Raw genomic sequence first — 14,248 nt, forward strand, 5'->3', positions numbered from 1 at the left:
CTCCTTACAAAACCTTGCAATTCTGTGGTTATATCGTGTCCTCCTAGGTTGAGGGATCAAGTCTGTTTTTTCCAGCGATGGGCTGAATGGGTTTCATAGATGTGACACGCGATCGCTCCCCCACTCTCAGTCCACCCAGCAGCAGGTTTCTACTCTCCCTCCCCTCAGTGACCTGCCATGTTTGACTGCAGGGCACTCATGGTGATCGCGATTAGCCCTTCATCCGTCACCCTGGCCCTGATCTCCCTATCGACAAGTTTCAAACCCAGGCTGCAAAGCCCCAACAGATCCCTCTCAGGAAATCGTCATCTAATTTTCATGGGGATATCACAGCCAGTTCACAAGGTAGTTACAAGATTAGAAACAAAGAATCGCCCATGGAAAGATTCCACTAAACTAAACTGTATAGTTTTGCAGTCTTAAAACATTTGTACGGTTTTCCAGGGCGGTTCTCCCCCAGCGTATGAAGAGGTTGGCAGCGATGATGAAACCATGTGAACACAAGACTTTCCAGACTTCTAAATGGGAATACTGTGCACAGGTCACACCATAGATTGCTCCTCGAAACTACATCTGTAGTACTTTACGCAACGAAAAAGTTGTTTTAAGATAGAGTTCCAAACTCATAATGGTTCCGTGTAGCGCTCGTTCCTGTCGAAGTTGTGGATGTCAATGCCGCGATCGCGTCATCAATCATCCTTTTTGCACTGTGCATCGTCTTTCAGGGTGACCGCCAATTTCAACCAGTAGCAAGACTGGTAATGCCGTTAGTAAACACACATCTCGCTTATGACCACCTTTTGTGGTCGATTCGGTCTTCTGTTTCTCAGAAGACTTCTTCAGCATCATCAGTGGAGGCGAACTCATGCCTAAAGTGAATGCCCGTAAGTCCAAAACCAAAGCCCATTTCTCTGCCGACGCTGTGCGTACTTACCTACACGAAATCGGCCGGGTTCCTCTGCTGACCCATGAAGAGGAAATCGTTCTGGGTAAGCAAGTGCAGGCCATGATGGCCCTGCTAGAAACTCGCGAAAATTTGCAGGGCGATGAAGAGCGTGAGGTGACCTATCAAGCGTGGGCCGACGCCAGCAATCTTTCTGTTGATGAGCTGAAACGGCTGCTCCGTGAAGGTGAGCGTGCTAAGCGGCAAATGATTGAGGCGAATTTGCGGCTGGTGGTGGCGATCGCCAAAAAGTATCAAAAGCGCAACCTAGAGTTCCTCGATCTCATTCAAGAAGGCACCCTGGGACTGGAGCGAGGCGTCGAGAAGTTTGACCCCACCAAAGGCTATAAGTTCTCCACCTACGCCTACTGGTGGATTCGTCAGGCCATCACGCGGGCGATCGCTCAGCAAGCCCGCACCATTCGTCTACCGATCCACATCACAGAAAAGTTGAACAAGATCAAGCGCGTGCAGCGTGAACTGTCTCAACAGCTGGGCCGTAGTGCGACTGTGGCGGAAATTGCCGAGGCGTTGGAACTAGAGGTGTCGCAGGTCCGCGAATATCTGACCATCTCTCGTCAACCCATTTCGCTAGATGTGCGCATTGGCGACAACCAGGATACGGAACTGCAAGAGCTACTCGAAGACGAAAAAGCTTCGCCAGAAGACTACACCGTTCGGGAAGCGCTCAAGCAAGATATCCGCACCCTGCTGGCCGAATTGACGCCGCAGCAGCAGGAAGTGATTACCCTACGCTACGGTCTCAACGATGGCAACGAGTTATCGCTGGCCAAAGTGGGCAATCGGTTGAACATCAGCCGAGAGCGGGTGCGTCAGCTAGAACAGCAAGCACTGAAGCATTTGCGGCGACGCAAGAGCAACGTGCGCGGTTATCTCGCCAGCTAAAATTCACGATTCCTTGAGCTTCATGCGTGAATGTTAACGCCCCTTTATCGGGGCGTTTTTTTTGCAAAAATCCGCTTGCTACGCTGATGCCCGACCGTGGCGGTACAAATGCCACTGCCACGCATGGGCAATAATCGATTCCAAGTCGGGGTATTGAGGCTCCCAACCCAGAATATTGCGGGCCTGGTCGCTGCTGCCAATGAGCCGAGGCGGATCACCGGGACGGCGATCGCGCTCCACCGCCAAAATCTCTTCTCCAGTCACTTGCCGAGCCGTCTCAATCACTTCCCGAACAGAGAAGCCATTGCCATTGCCTAAATTAATAAAGGTGGTGTCGCCGCCTTGCATGAGATACTCCACCCCCAAAACATGGGCCGAAGCCAAATCAGCGACGTGAATATAGTCACGAATGCAGGTGCCGTCAGGGGTGTCATAGTCAGTGCCAAACATGGCAATGTTTTCTCGCCGTCCCAAGGCGGCTTGCAAAACGAGAGGAATCAAGTGCGTTTCTGGCTGATGATCTTCGCCCAAGCGCCCCTCAGGATCAGCCCCTGCCGCGTTGAAGTAGCGAAATACCACCGAATTGAGACCATAAGCAGCGGAAAAATCCTTAAGCATTTCTTCCACCATCAGCTTGCTCGACGCATAGGGACTGATGGGATTTTTGGGATGGTCTTCGGGAATGGGGACAGTCTTAGGCGGGCCGTAAATTGCACAGGTCGAAGAAAAGACAAATTGCTTCACATCGGCGGCCAGCATCGCTTCTAACAGCGTCAAGGTGCCATACACATTGTTGTGGTAGTACTCAGCAGGCTTTTCGACCGATTCCCCCACCGCAATGTACGCAGCAAAGTGCATCACTGCACCAATGTCATGGGTTTGAAAAATCTGGTCGAGCAGCGGGCGATCGGTGGTCTTGCCCTGAATGAGTTCTGCCTTTAAGTGTTGCTGAGCCAACTCCGCATGGCCATATTCCAGGCTGTCTAAAATCACCACCGGATAGCCCGCCGCCTCTAGTGCCAGCACCGCATGGGAACCAATGTAGCCTGCTCCCCCAGTTACTAAGATTTTCGGTTTATCACTCGACATGCCGCTCATCTCCTAGTCTCATCGCCTGATATTGCCCTCATGACTATTGGCCTATCCAACCCTTGACATGCCAAGGGTTAGTTCGTGATTGCCCCAAGCTTAAGCTGGTCAATCCAAGCGGCGGCGTCTTCGCGATCGCTCACTCATTACTAGCCATGGGGATTACAGTCAATCGGGCGGTGTTGGACGACCCGCCTTCCTATGTATTCCCGAATTCCCATTCAGATGCTTAAAGAGACTGTGAAATTACCAGATTGTCGCGATGCACAACGGTATCGCTGCTGGTGTAGCCCAAGATTTTGGAAATTTCTTCTGATTGGTGTCCCATAATCTGCGCTAACTCGCTATGGCTATAGTTGACGATGCCTCGGGCGATTTCCTGCCCCTGAGCATCACACAGTTGGACTGACGATCGCTGTTCAAACTCACCTTCAATTTCTGTGATTCCCGCAGGCAATAAAGATTTGCCCCCGGTTTGAATCGCTTTCACCGCTCCGGCATCCAGATACAGCTTGCCTGCAGGAACCAGGCTTTGGGCAATCCAGCGTTTGCGGGCATTGGCGACGGTCTTTTTCGGCGAAAACTGGGTGCCGAGGGATTCCCCCGCCAGGATTTTGATGAGATTTTCAGGATGTTGGCCGTCGGTAATTACCGTGCGGACTCCGGCATTGGCAGCGATGCGAGCGGCTTCTATTTTGGTCAACATGCCCCCGGTGCCCCACTGACTGCCGCGATCGCCAATCTGGACTTGCAAATCTTCCAGTTGCTCCACATGCTCCACGATATGGATGGGCTGGGCATCGGGATTCGATCGCGGGTCGGCGGAATACAGCCGATCGACATCCGTCAGCAAAAAAAGCCAATCCGCCCCCACCAGGCTGGCGACTTGGGCAGAGAGGGTGTCGTTGTCGCCAAAGCGGAGTTCTTCGATAGCGACGGTGTCGTTCTCATTCACGATGGGAATGACTTTGAGCTGCAATAGTTGCCGGAAGGTGCGGTAGCTGTTGACGTAGCGCGATCGCTGCACCAGATCGGTGCGGGTGAGCAGCACTTGGGCGATCGGCTGATTTAGCGAGGTAAAAAAGTCATCGTAAACTCGCATCAGGCGACCTTGACCCACTGCGGCCACCGCCTGCTTCATCGAAATCGTCTTGGGCCGCTCTGCCAGATTGAGCCGCGCACACCCCACGCCGACCGCCCCAGAAGAGACCAAAATGACTCGATGACCCGCATTTTGCAAGGCGCACAGAGTTTCCACGAGCGTCGCAATGACAGAAATCGCCAGGTATCCCGTCTTTTTAGTCAGACTGGATGTACCGATTTTTACGACTACGGTTTGGGACTGGGCCACGCTGATACCTCCGTCTGCACAAGCAGTCATCATAGGCAGACCCACGACTTTTGAAAAGTTATTTCAGCCGCCAGATCGGTGAGAAAGCCTAAAAACTCCCCCAACGAAGTCGGCATCAAAGCCGACCTGTTCGCCAGAAGCCGCTCAAACGAATCGCGATCAGCCCGTAAATCGCGCTATCCCCTCCCAATCTGCTATACAAACAGTGGCCTTCTATCCTGTTCACCATGCCTACTGTCATTGTCGCCACCGGAAATCCTGGCAAGCTCAAAGAGATGCAAAGCTATCTAGTTGACCTGGGGTGGGAACTCGCGTTGAAACCGCCAGAAATTGACGTTGAGGAAACGGGTACGACATTTCTGGAAAATGCCCGCCTCAAAGCCTCGGAAGTGGCGAAAGCGATGGGGCAATGGGCGATCGCAGATGATTCGGGGCTCATGGTGGATGCGCTGGATGGCGCTCCCGGTCTCTATACAGCGCGCTATGGTCGCACGGATGATGAGCGCATTGGTCGCTTACTCAAGGAATTGCAGAACGCGGCAAATCGGACTGCGCAGTTTGTCTGTGCGATCGCCCTGGCTCGTCCAGACGGCACCATTGCGTTGCAAACCGAAGGCGTCTGCCGGGGGGCGATCGCGACTGAAAAAAGGGGAACTGACGGCTTTGGCTATGATCCAGTTTTCTATGTCCCAGCGGTGGATAAAACCTTTGCCGAAATGAGCCCCGCTGACAAAGACCAGCTCAGTCACCGGGGCGTGGCGTTTGCCCAGCTGATGCCCGAGTTGCGATCGCTTACCCTTCAGTAGCGGCAATCCCTAACCCCTCAAAACTGCCGAGAAGCCTGACTTCAGGATGCAAGCGAATATTCCATTTTTCCTCAACCCGATCTTGCACTGAGTGAATCAAATTCAAGACGTTGTCGGCGGTCGCGCCCCCCACATTCACAATGAAGTTGGCATGCATCGGCGAAACCTGCGCCTGACCGATCTGCAAAGCCTTCAGCCCAGTTTGCTCAATTAGCCAGCCAGCGGTGTAAGGTGCTGGATTCCGAAAGACACTGCCGCAGCTCGGCAAATGATACGGCTGTGTTGATCGGCGTTTCTGTAGCGCGGCCTGAGTGTCAGCCACTACCTGAGCTGGGTCGTGACCGGGGCTCAAGCGAAACTGGGCTTGCGTCACGAAACCAATGTGCGATTGCAAACTCGATGTGCGGTACGCAAATTCAAGCGCTTCCGGTGTCAAGTCGAGAAAATCCCCAGTGGGAGTCAATCCTTGTGCAGTGACCAGGCTATCAGCGGTACAAGCGCCATGAGCCCCCGCATTCATAAACACGGCCCCGCCCACCGTACCGGGAATGCCGACCGCCCATTCAAACCCTCGCCAGCCGCGCCGCGCCGCCTTCCAGGCCAGGTTAGGCAAGGGCTCGCCCGCCGCCGCAGTAAAGGTGCCCGCCGCATCATCAAAGCTGACCCCACGCAGGTGGCGGGTGCAGATTACTAAACCGCGCACCCCGCGATCGCTCACCAGCAAGTTAGAGCCAGCCCCTAAAAAGGTAATCGGCAAGTCGCGTTGCTTGGCCCAAGACAAATTATCCGCGATCGCTTCAACCGTTTTGGGTAGAGCAAACCAATCGGCCACACCGCCCACCCGGTATGAAGTAAAACTCGCCAGAGAGACCCCCTGCTTTAGAGTCAAGTCGGACTGCGGTCGCACAGAGTAGCATCCAAAAAGAACACCCTATTTTACCTTTGCAGTAGCGACTCTCTGGCGAAATCTCGGATCTAAGCAAATCCCAACGTTACGCCTGCTGAACAGCCTGCATCTCAGCGGCCATAAACGGTTCCATGACCTCAGGGATGATGCGATTCAAGTTGCCCGCCCCTAAAAAGAGCGCCATATCCCCCGGTTGCAACCGCTCTTTCAACACCGTGCTGACCGCATCCAGCGAGGGACAATACTGCACGTGCGGATGATGAAGGGCGATCGCTTGACCAACCTTCTTCGTGCAAAAATCAGACGGCGCGGCTTCTCCAGCACTATAAACATCCGTCACAATGACCTCGTCTGCATCCGCAAAGGCTTCCGCAAAGTCATCTAAGAACGCGGTCACGCGACTATACCGATGGGGCTGAAAAATCGCCACAATGCGATTCACCTGACTGCTCAATGACACATCGCTTGACTTCAGCAAACTTGCCGTCGATAGCGTGGCCTTAATTTCACTGGGATGATGGGCATAATCATCCACAAATTGAATGCCGTTGTAGAAACCTCGTCGTTCAAAGCGGCGACGCGCTCCCTCAAACTTGGCTAAGCCAGCGGATAAGTCGGCAAAGTCTAGCCCCATGTGACGACCGGCTGCGATCGCGGCCAACGCATTGCTGAGGTTATGCTTACCTGGCACCGACAACCGCAAAATGCCCAGGCGTGCACCCCGTTCCCAAACCACGGCCCGAGTCCCGTTCGCGCCATACACCACATCCGTCACGGTGTAGTCAGCGTCTTTACCCACCTCAACGCTGTAGGTGATCTCCGCATCAATGTATTTGGCAATCGTCTCACAGTCAGCCGAGACAATGATGGTCTCCGTCTGCTGGGAAAACCGCCGAAAAATATCCACAACATCATCCAACGTCTCGTAATGGTCGGGATGATCTAGCTCAATATTGGTGATGATGCCAATGTTTGCTGCCAGCTTGACGAGCGACCCGTCGGACTCATCCGCTTCTGCGACAAACCAATCACTCGTGCCCAGATGTGCGTTGCCTTCCCAAGCGGAGACTTCACCGCCCACCACAATCGTAGGATCCAAGTTGGCAGCCAACAGCGCATAGCCGACCATGCTACTCGTCGTCGTTTTGCCATGGGTGCCAGCAACGGCCACACTTTGTTGCTCATTCATCAGCGCAGCCAATAGATCTGAGCGATGCAGGATGGGACAACCCATTTGCAAAGCGGCCCGATATTCTTCATTGCTTTCGTTGATCGCGGTGGAACACACCACCTGCGGCAACACCTGCGATAGCGACTGGACATAAGCCGCAAATGGCCGTTGCTCGCATGTAGGAGAAAGGCTCTGCTCAAAAAATCTCAGGTTTTCGGCTTCTTGCCGCCAAAAGATATGTGCCCCAGCTTCTTGCAAGCGCTGAGTGATATGACTCAGCCGCAAATCTGATCCTGAAACCGGTAGCTGCTTCTGCGTTAAGACGTAGGCCAACGCAGACATCCCTATCCCTCCAATTCCAATGAAGTGGAAAGGTCTACCGCTGAAATCCACAGAATTCAGCATCTTACACTCCTCAACATGCCACACCACACCAATATCAGGCGTATCATACCAGGTATCCCCAAGATGACCTAAAAACTGGCTCTCAATCGGACAATTGCTTACTATCCGCTGCTTTCAGCGTTTTTCGCGAAACGGCGACAGCAATAAAGTCACCGCAGCGGCAGCATCGTTGACCTAATTACGCCCCATCGGCTGTAACCAGGTCGCGGGGAAAACGACACAGCTCAAATCGTAGGTGGCGGTTTCCGCGAATGAACTTGAAGAGCCCGACACAAGCCCATACAACCTGCGGCTTGATGGTTCCCGAATATAGCAAGGGTTTTTAGTTTCAGAACACATTCCCGAACGGAAATATAAGTAAATTTGGGAGAAATTAAGTTTCAAGTCAGTTTTTCCTACCTGAATGGCTTCTGAGCTACCTTAGATGGCCATTTGCAACGTTTAGACCCGCAGCGAAGATCGAAGCAGGTAACGAATGACTTAGTGCTGAGGCCACTACAGTTATTCGGTCAGTCGATGGCCTTGAGGCGATGGCGTGAAGGTGAGTCAGATGTGGTGCAAGTAAGTTTTGTGCACGAATGGGTTGGGCACTTGATCTGGCCTGGTCATCGCTGAGAGGAATCGTCATCCAATATTTGCAGTTGGGAAGCCGCAGATTAGCCAAGGGAATTGCTTGCAAATTGCATCCCCAATTATTGCGGTTGGGCAGTGCCTAACCCGTACAAAGCCTTGGCTGATCTGGAGAGGTTATTTCAGCGCCTAGCCCTAAGTTTGGCCAAGAACTGGATCGCAGTTGGTCAATGAGTTCGTTAGCGTATGAAAATCACTGTCGATGTCGTTCCCTATGCCGGTTTCTTCTACGCTAGCGTCAGATTATGAGCGGGTTGCCTCAGCGATCGCGTTCATTCAGTCGCATCACCATCACCAACCAGATTTAGCCACCATTGCCCGTCATGTTCATCTCAGCGAGCACCACTTTCAAAAGCTCTTCACTCGTTGGGCCGGCGTGAGTCCTAAGCGCTTTGTGCAACTTTTGACTTTAGAAAATACGAAGCAACGTCTGACCACCACACAATCTTTACTGGCAGTGGCTTTAGACTCGGGCTTATCAAGCCCCAGCCGCCTGCATGATCTTTATGTCCGCTTTGAGGCGATGACCCCCGCCGACTATCGCAGTGGAGGTGCAGGATTAGTCATTTCCTACGGACTGCATCCCACCCGCTTTGGCACCGCTTTGATTGCCCAAACCGATCGAGGGATTTGTAACTTGCTGTTTTGTGAGCCACACGATTTCAGGCGTGATGTGGACTGGCTAAAGCAGCAGTGGCCGCAGGCAGAATTTCAGCAGCAACCGGAACACACTCAATCTGTGGCAGATCGCCTCAATCAATCATTAGCAGGAGATAATCAACAGCCCCTCACGGTCTTAGTCAAAGGCACTAACTTTCAAATTCAAGTGTGGCGAGCGTTGTTGACTCTGCCGCTAGGCGGCTTGTTTACCTATCAAGATATTGCCAACCGGATCGACAAGCCCAAGGCCGCCCGAGCCGTGGGTACGGCCATTGGTGCCAACCCCGTGGGATATTTGATTCCTTGTCATCGGGTGATTCGCGCCACAGGAGACATCGGCGGTTATCGTTGGGGGCCGCTACGCAAGACGGTGATGCTGGGTTGGGAAGCCGCTCAATCACCGGAGGATGCTTAGAATGACGCCTCGGCAAATCGCTGAATTATTCTTGCTGGCAGCGCTATGGGGGGCCTCATTTCTCTTTATGCGTATTGCGGCTCCAGAGTTAGGCCCGATTTGGTTGATTGAATCGCGGGTAGTATTGTCGGGGCTCTCGTTGCTGCCATTATTGCTGCATCAGGGATTGGCAACTCAGATCCCTAAATATTGGCGATCGCTCTTAGTGGTCGGCTTGCTCAACTCAGCCCTGCCCTTTTCGCTGCTAGCCTTTTCGTCCTTATCTTTGCCAGCGGGCACCACCGCCATTTTGAACGGGACGGTGCCCTTTTTTGGCGTGGCGGTTGCCTACGTCTGGTTGCGAGAGCCTCTCGGTGCCCATCGTATCGCGGGCCTCGTTTTAGGGTTTGGCGGCGTGGTGGTCCTCGTTGGCCTGCGGGACACGGCCATTACCCCAGAGATTTTGCTAGCGATCGCCACAGGGCTTTGCGCCGCGTTAATGTACGCGATCGCGGCTCCCTTTATCCGTCTTAATCTCTACGGCGTCCCTTCCCTGGTCATTGCCACTGGCAGTCAGCTAAGTGCCGCCATCTGCCTGCTGCCGCTGTTGCCCTTTACCCGACCAGCCATGCTCCCTTCTCAGCCGGCCCTGTTAGCCGTAGTTGGCCTGGCAATTCTCTCGACTTCGCTGGCCTATATTCTCTATTTCCGGCTCATTCATACCGTCGGCTCCACCCGTGCCCTGTCTGTGGCCTATTTGATTCCACTCTTTGCCATGCTGTGGGGAACCTTATTGCTCAATGAAGCGCTCACATTATCTATGGTAGCTGGCAGTGCTTTGATCTTATTGGGAACAGCGATCGCGAACCAAATGTTCAAGTTTCCTGCTCGCCCCGCCTCTAAACCCTAGTCAGTGGTAAATTCCAGCCCAACTTCCACGTTACTCGCAACCACAATGCCACTACCGAGAAATCCGCCCACCTGCATCAATACCGCAGGCAAGCGGATAGCTCCAAATACCCTATTAAAACGAGTACATTAACTACTTTTATTGTCAGCGACACTGCGCCAACGCCAAGAGAACGCAGATAGCCACAGAGCGTTGCTCACTCACTCTAATCTTCATGCTCATCAAAGGGATCAGTCAGCTGCTTAGCTGGCGGTCCAAACGCGGTGTAGACCGCAAACGCAGTAAAGGCAACAATCACGGCCCCTACGGAAATAATAAGAACTGTTGCAGGTTCCATAGCAATCTCTATTTCTTAAGACACTCTAATCCTATAATATTACGGAATATAAAGTGGCGTATAGGTTTAGGATACCGATGGCACAACAAACGCGGCTAGGCAATCTGCTCAAGCCCCTTAACTCTGAGTACGGTAAGGTCACTCCTGGTTGGGGCACAACTCCTGTGATGGGTGTGTTCATGGGGTTGTTTCTGGTCTTTCTTCTCATCATCCTGCAGCTCTACAATTCTTCGCTCATTCTTCAGAACGTTGATGTTGACTGGCGGAGCTTGGGACTCTAAGGGCAACTGCTACCAATAGAGCTTGCTGAGGGGCAGAAGAAATTTAACTTCTGCCCCTCAGTGTTTTTGTTGGAAAACGTGGCGGCTTTTTGCTGGTTACTGTTGGCGACTTAGCTTGCTGCGATACTGTGTAGTAGGTCGCAGCCCTGTGTATTTAGGAGGACGTGATGAATATTTTTGGCATTGGTTTGCCTGAAATGGCACTGATTTTAGTGATCGCCCTATTGGTGTTTGGCCCGAAAAAGCTGCCCGAAGTCGGTCGCAGCCTCGCCCAGGCCTTGGGGAGCTTCAAAAAAGCACAGCAAGAATTTGAAGCTGAACTCAAACGAGAGTCAGCTGAAATCGAAAAGACTATGAAGGCTCCCATGAAGGCAGAAATTGCGCAACCAGACGCCAAAGCGTTGCCCCAAGATGAGGCTCCCGAAGCTGTCGATGAGGCTCCTGAAGTCGCGGATGCGGCTGAAACTGATGCCACCACCTCAGAAGCAACTGAAGAAGTCGTTTCTGATGCCTCAACCCCGACGGCTTGAGCTAGTTTTCAAGTCGCATTCCCACTGCGGCCTCAAGTCAAGGTCAGGGTTGCTGTCCAGCATGCTTCACATTGCCATAGTCTGCATCACCTGCTAGCAATGACATTGTCAAAGCCAGCTTACCCTTGAGTCTTCCGCAAAGCTGGTTGGAGCAGAACGGCAATGGCTTGATAAGGCGGTTGGGGATTAGGGCTGTCTCAGAGTCATGTCGGCTCTGACTATTGAATCAGTTCAGCATTGGCCGAGTTTAACGAAGTGACAGAAACTGTACGATTGATCGTAGGTCTGGGTAATCCGGGAGAAAAGTATGCTCAGACTCGCCATAATGTCGGGTTTGATGTCCTCGATGCGCTCGCCCGACGCTGGCAAATTTCCCTCAGCAATCATCGTAAATTTCAGGGGGAATTTGGCGAGGGCATGGCGATCGCGGGACAAAAAGTATTCCTGCTGAAACCCACCACCTATATGAATCGGTCGGGACAAGCCGTTCGGGCGGTACTCGATTGGTACAAGTTACCCCCTGAGTCGATTTTGGTCATTTACGACGACATGGCGCTGCCCTTGGGCAAACTGCGACTCCGCCCCAATGGCTCAGCGGGGGGCCACAACGGCATGAAATCTCTCATTGCCCATCTCAATACCCAGGAATTTAAGCGGCTGCGGGTGGGCATTGGTTCTACTCAGCAGAATGGCGATCGCGATCGGGCGGTCGTCGCCCACGTGCTCGGCAAGTTTGCTCCCGATGAAAAACCCTTGGTTAATACCGCCTTAGACTGGGCAGTAGAAGCGGTAGAAACCTTGGTGCAGCAGGGAACCGAAGCCACGATGAGTAAATTTAATGGCCGCTCAGCTCTGCCAGAAACGGAATTGCGCTAACCCCTGACAAAAGACGCTATCTACCTTTGAAGCAGATAGTGACCTCCAGATGATGCGGATAAGTGCGGGTTTAGTTGATCCACTCCACACAAGGTTATGGGCAAGCCTTTAAAGCGAATTCTCCCCGTTGGTTGGAGACTCACTGCCAGTTGAGAACCTGAAGCAAACCTTATAAGAAGGGCTCGAAGCAGCTGGTAACTGCTTCAATATTCGCCAATTTCGGACTTCATGCGCTCCAAAGTCAAGTGCATTTGGTCAAACATTTGCTGCGGGGTCATGCCAGCTTGACTGAGCTGCGTCTTGAGCTGTTCCACAGTCATTTTTGCCATGAAATCGTCAGATAGCTCAAAGCGCTTCATAAAAATGCGATAGCGCTCCAGGACATCTTCCATTTGCTGGATGTAAAGCTTTTTGCCTTCCCGGTCAAACTTGCCGTAGCGACCGCCCATTTCTACCAAGTTTTGATAGTCCTGAAACAAGGACATCGCTTCCTGCTGAACAATCTCAGAGTCAAAAATTCCCATCACACTTATCTAAATTAAGTATTTGAACAAGCGAGCAACCTCAACGGTTTCATCACCAATGTTGAGAAGCACTAGCTCGATGCTGTCAACCGTCACACCCATGTTTGCTGGACGTCGTGAAAGCAGCTTAGAGGATGATTGCAGACAGCAATATTATGACTTTAAGAGACACTGAAACCTTCAGCAAAGGGTAGAAAACCCTACTTCTTAACCCGTTTGGCAGAAAACATGCTGAACAAACCGCCCTTTTTGCCCTGCCCATTAGAGTTAGCGGGACGCTTGTCGTGGCCGTTAGTGCTCGCAGCATGGCCGTTGTTCGCTGTGGTGGGCGTTGCCATGGCAATATCTAGCTGCTTGGCGTACTTCTGAGCAATACGATTTTGGGCGTCTAGTTTGAGGGCTTGGCGAATATGGACTTTGGCCATCCCGTTCATTTTTTGTAAGAGATAAGCTTGGCCCAACATGGTGTGGTAATTGCTGTTAGTCGGATCAATGCGGACAGCGTCGCGTAATTCCTGCACAGCCTCGGCATAAGCTTTGCTCGCAATATAAGTTTTGGCTCGCGCCACGTGGCGTTGACCGTAATCAACTTGAGTTTTTTCCTGCGGTTGAGCAGCTGTTGGCTGAGCTGCCACAGGACTAGAGGCCGCAGGCTGGCTCGTCGCTGACATCAGCCCAGTCCGCTTTTCGCGAATGACCGGATCGCCCATCTTGCGTCGCAAATACACCAGGTTTAGTTCTGCGATCGCATCGGTTTGGGCGGCGAAATTTTCTGTCGATGAATATTGCTCATCCGAGAGTTCCGTCAGGGCCTTCTCATAAAAGAGATCAACCTCGGCTTCATCAACATGCAGTAGCTGTTTTGCCTGAGCGACTTGGGTGGTCAGTTTATTTTCTCGAGTGAGGCGCCGAACCTTAAACCGCAGCGTCGCCAATACTTCGGCACGCCCTTTATCTTGCTTGAGACGTTGATATGCCGGATTGACGAGGCGGGTAAGTACACTGTTTGCAAATTCACGCGCGGCTTCTTCGGCTCCGATTTGTTGGTCGGGGTGCAGTCGTTTGGCAACCTGGCGATATCGCTTGGCAATGCGTCGCTCGTCTGCCGTGACTGCCACACCCAAAATGGCGTAAGGATCGGAGAACTGTTTAAGCCAATCAGGAGAGAAAGCCGGAGATGTCATGCAAACCGTACAAAAAGGGGGCAATTAAAGGGGCAAAATGTCTACAGGGGATAGGCAAAGTTGCCGACGAACAGGGCACTAAGCTTGAATTCTCTAGCATTGACTAGAGTAACGCTTTGAGTGAGCGATGTTGGCTTTTATAAGCCGTTCATGAAGAAGTTACTGCCGTTAGTTAAAGGATATTTAGGCGCTTGAGCATCAGCGCGATTGGCGACCAATCATCGCAATCTCAGAGGTGTGAAAAATATCCAGTCTTGCCCCGACAGTAACAGACCCCGACAGTAACAGACCCCGACAGTAACAGACCCCGACAGTAACAGAGATTTTGCCCCGTTGTGACGAGG

At 52.4% G+C, this 14,248-nt stretch carries 14 protein-coding genes; 7 read left to right on the top strand and 7 right to left on the bottom strand.

Translation table 11 applies throughout. The features are described 5' to 3' along the window. Positions 1–865 precede the first annotated feature (865 nt). Positions 866–1,849 carry an RNA polymerase sigma factor, RpoD/SigA family gene (locus DYY88_RS10785; protein WP_039730140.1) on the top strand — a complete coding sequence of 328 codons (984 nt, stop codon included), beginning with the start codon at positions 866–868 and terminating at the stop codon, positions 1,847–1,849. 78 nt (positions 1,850–1,927) lie between these two features. On the opposite strand, the gene galE is transcribed toward DYY88_RS10785, so the two are convergent. After that, positions 1,928–2,938 (bottom strand): UDP-glucose 4-epimerase GalE, encoded by a 1,011-nt coding sequence (gene galE, locus DYY88_RS10790; RefSeq protein WP_039730139.1) that lies wholly within the window; start codon positions 2,936–2,938, stop codon positions 1,928–1,930. A 229-nt stretch (positions 2,939–3,167) separates the two neighbouring features. After that, positions 3,168–4,289 carry a glutamate 5-kinase gene (proB, locus tag DYY88_RS10795; protein ID WP_039730138.1) on the bottom strand — a complete coding sequence of 374 codons (1,122 nt, stop codon included), beginning with the start codon at positions 4,287–4,289 and terminating at the stop codon, positions 3,168–3,170. A gap of 227 nt (positions 4,290–4,516) precedes the next feature. Between proB and rdgB the strand changes: the two genes are divergently transcribed. Continuing rightward, the gene (rdgB, locus tag DYY88_RS10800) at positions 4,517–5,095 is read left to right on the top strand and encodes an RdgB/HAM1 family non-canonical purine NTP pyrophosphatase (protein WP_039728028.1); all 579 of its coding nucleotides are present in this window, start codon (positions 4,517–4,519) and stop codon (positions 5,093–5,095) included. Here rdgB and murB read toward each other — a convergent pair. Beyond that, entirely contained in the window at positions 5,082–6,002 is a 921-nt protein-coding gene (murB, locus tag DYY88_RS10805; protein WP_044151319.1) for a UDP-N-acetylmuramate dehydrogenase, read from the bottom strand. The two genes, rdgB and murB, sit on opposite strands and share 14 nt — an antisense overlap. 85 nt (positions 6,003–6,087) lie before the next feature. Next, the gene (murC, locus tag DYY88_RS10810; protein ID WP_039728027.1) at positions 6,088–7,578 is read right to left on the bottom strand and encodes a UDP-N-acetylmuramate--L-alanine ligase; all 1,491 of its coding nucleotides are present in this window, start codon (positions 7,576–7,578) and stop codon (positions 6,088–6,090) included. An 844-nt stretch (positions 7,579–8,422) separates the two neighbouring features. Between murC and DYY88_RS10815 the strand changes: the two genes are divergently transcribed. Continuing rightward, positions 8,423–9,283, top strand: coding sequence for a methylated-DNA--[protein]-cysteine S-methyltransferase (locus DYY88_RS10815; RefSeq protein WP_201279036.1), 861 nt, complete (start codon positions 8,423–8,425; stop codon positions 9,281–9,283). Position 9,284: 1 nt separating this feature from the next. Then, a complete protein-coding gene (locus DYY88_RS10820) occupies positions 9,285–10,172 on the top strand; it encodes a DMT family transporter (protein ID WP_039728025.1) in 888 nt (295 codons plus the stop codon). Positions 10,173–10,377: 205 nt separating this feature from the next. On the opposite strand, the gene psbN is transcribed toward DYY88_RS10820, so the two are convergent. After that, positions 10,378–10,509: a photosystem II reaction center protein PsbN gene (psbN, locus tag DYY88_RS10825; RefSeq protein ID WP_063776189.1), complete on the bottom strand. Its 132-nt coding sequence runs from the start codon at positions 10,507–10,509 to the stop codon at positions 10,378–10,380. Positions 10,510–10,586: 77 nt separating this feature from the next. On the opposite strand from psbN, the gene psbH reads away from it, so the two are divergent. From psbH to pth, 3 genes are all read left to right on the top strand, one after another. Beyond that, complete coding sequence (gene psbH / locus DYY88_RS10830; protein WP_039728024.1) at positions 10,587–10,790, top strand: photosystem II reaction center phosphoprotein PsbH; 204 nt, start codon at positions 10,587–10,589, stop codon at positions 10,788–10,790. A 167-nt stretch (positions 10,791–10,957) separates the two neighbouring features. Beyond that, on the top strand, positions 10,958–11,320 hold the full coding sequence (locus DYY88_RS10835; RefSeq protein ID WP_039728023.1) for a TatA/E family twin arginine-targeting protein translocase: 363 nt from the start codon (positions 10,958–10,960) through the stop codon (positions 11,318–11,320). A 255-nt stretch (positions 11,321–11,575) separates the two neighbouring features. Further along, positions 11,576–12,196 carry an aminoacyl-tRNA hydrolase gene (gene pth, locus DYY88_RS10840; protein ID WP_039730136.1) on the top strand — a complete coding sequence of 207 codons (621 nt, stop codon included), beginning with the start codon at positions 11,576–11,578 and terminating at the stop codon, positions 12,194–12,196. Between the two features lie 203 nt (positions 12,197–12,399). Here the strand turns inward: pth and DYY88_RS10845 are convergent, their stop codons facing one another. Further along, positions 12,400–12,720, bottom strand: a complete 321-nt coding sequence (locus DYY88_RS10845; protein ID WP_039728022.1) for a DUF1825 family protein — start codon at positions 12,718–12,720, stop codon at positions 12,400–12,402. Positions 12,721–12,920: 200 nt separating this feature from the next. Further along, positions 12,921–13,904: a J domain-containing protein gene (locus DYY88_RS10850; RefSeq protein ID WP_052456697.1), complete on the bottom strand. Its 984-nt coding sequence runs from the start codon at positions 13,902–13,904 to the stop codon at positions 12,921–12,923. Positions 13,905–14,248: the final 344 nt, after the last annotated feature.

The sequence above is a fragment of the Leptolyngbya iicbica LK genome (genome assembly GCF_004212215.1).
GTDB classification, from domain to species: domain Bacteria; phylum Cyanobacteriota; class Cyanobacteriia; order Phormidesmidales; family Phormidesmidaceae; genus Halomicronema; species Halomicronema iicbica.

Excerpts from the sequence above, each read along its gene's own strand:
- DYY88_RS10785 (WP_039730140.1), top strand. The coding sequence starts at position 866 with ATGCCTAAAGTGAATGCCCGTAAGTCCAAAACCAAAGCCCATTTCTCT.
- galE (WP_039730139.1), bottom strand. The coding sequence starts at position 2,938 with ATGTCGAGTGATAAACCGAAAATCTTAGTAACTGGGGGAGCAGGCTAC.
- rdgB (WP_039728028.1), top strand. The coding sequence starts at position 4,517 with ATGCCTACTGTCATTGTCGCCACCGGAAATCCTGGCAAGCTCAAAGAG.
- murC (WP_039728027.1), bottom strand. The coding sequence starts at position 7,578 with ATGCTGAATTCTGTGGATTTCAGCGGTAGACCTTTCCACTTCATTGGA.
- DYY88_RS10815 (WP_201279036.1), top strand. The coding sequence starts at position 8,423 with ATGCCGGTTTCTTCTACGCTAGCGTCAGATTATGAGCGGGTTGCCTCA.
- DYY88_RS10820 (WP_039728025.1), top strand. The coding sequence starts at position 9,285 with ATGACGCCTCGGCAAATCGCTGAATTATTCTTGCTGGCAGCGCTATGG.
- psbN (WP_063776189.1), bottom strand. The coding sequence starts at position 10,509 with ATGGAACCTGCAACAGTTCTTATTATTTCCGTAGGGGCCGTGATTGTT.
- psbH (WP_039728024.1), top strand. The coding sequence starts at position 10,587 with ATGGCACAACAAACGCGGCTAGGCAATCTGCTCAAGCCCCTTAACTCT.
- DYY88_RS10835 (WP_039728023.1), top strand. The coding sequence starts at position 10,958 with ATGAATATTTTTGGCATTGGTTTGCCTGAAATGGCACTGATTTTAGTG.
- DYY88_RS10845 (WP_039728022.1), bottom strand. The coding sequence starts at position 12,720 with ATGGGAATTTTTGACTCTGAGATTGTTCAGCAGGAAGCGATGTCCTTG.
- DYY88_RS10850 (WP_052456697.1), bottom strand. The coding sequence starts at position 13,904 with ATGACATCTCCGGCTTTCTCTCCTGATTGGCTTAAACAGTTCTCCGAT.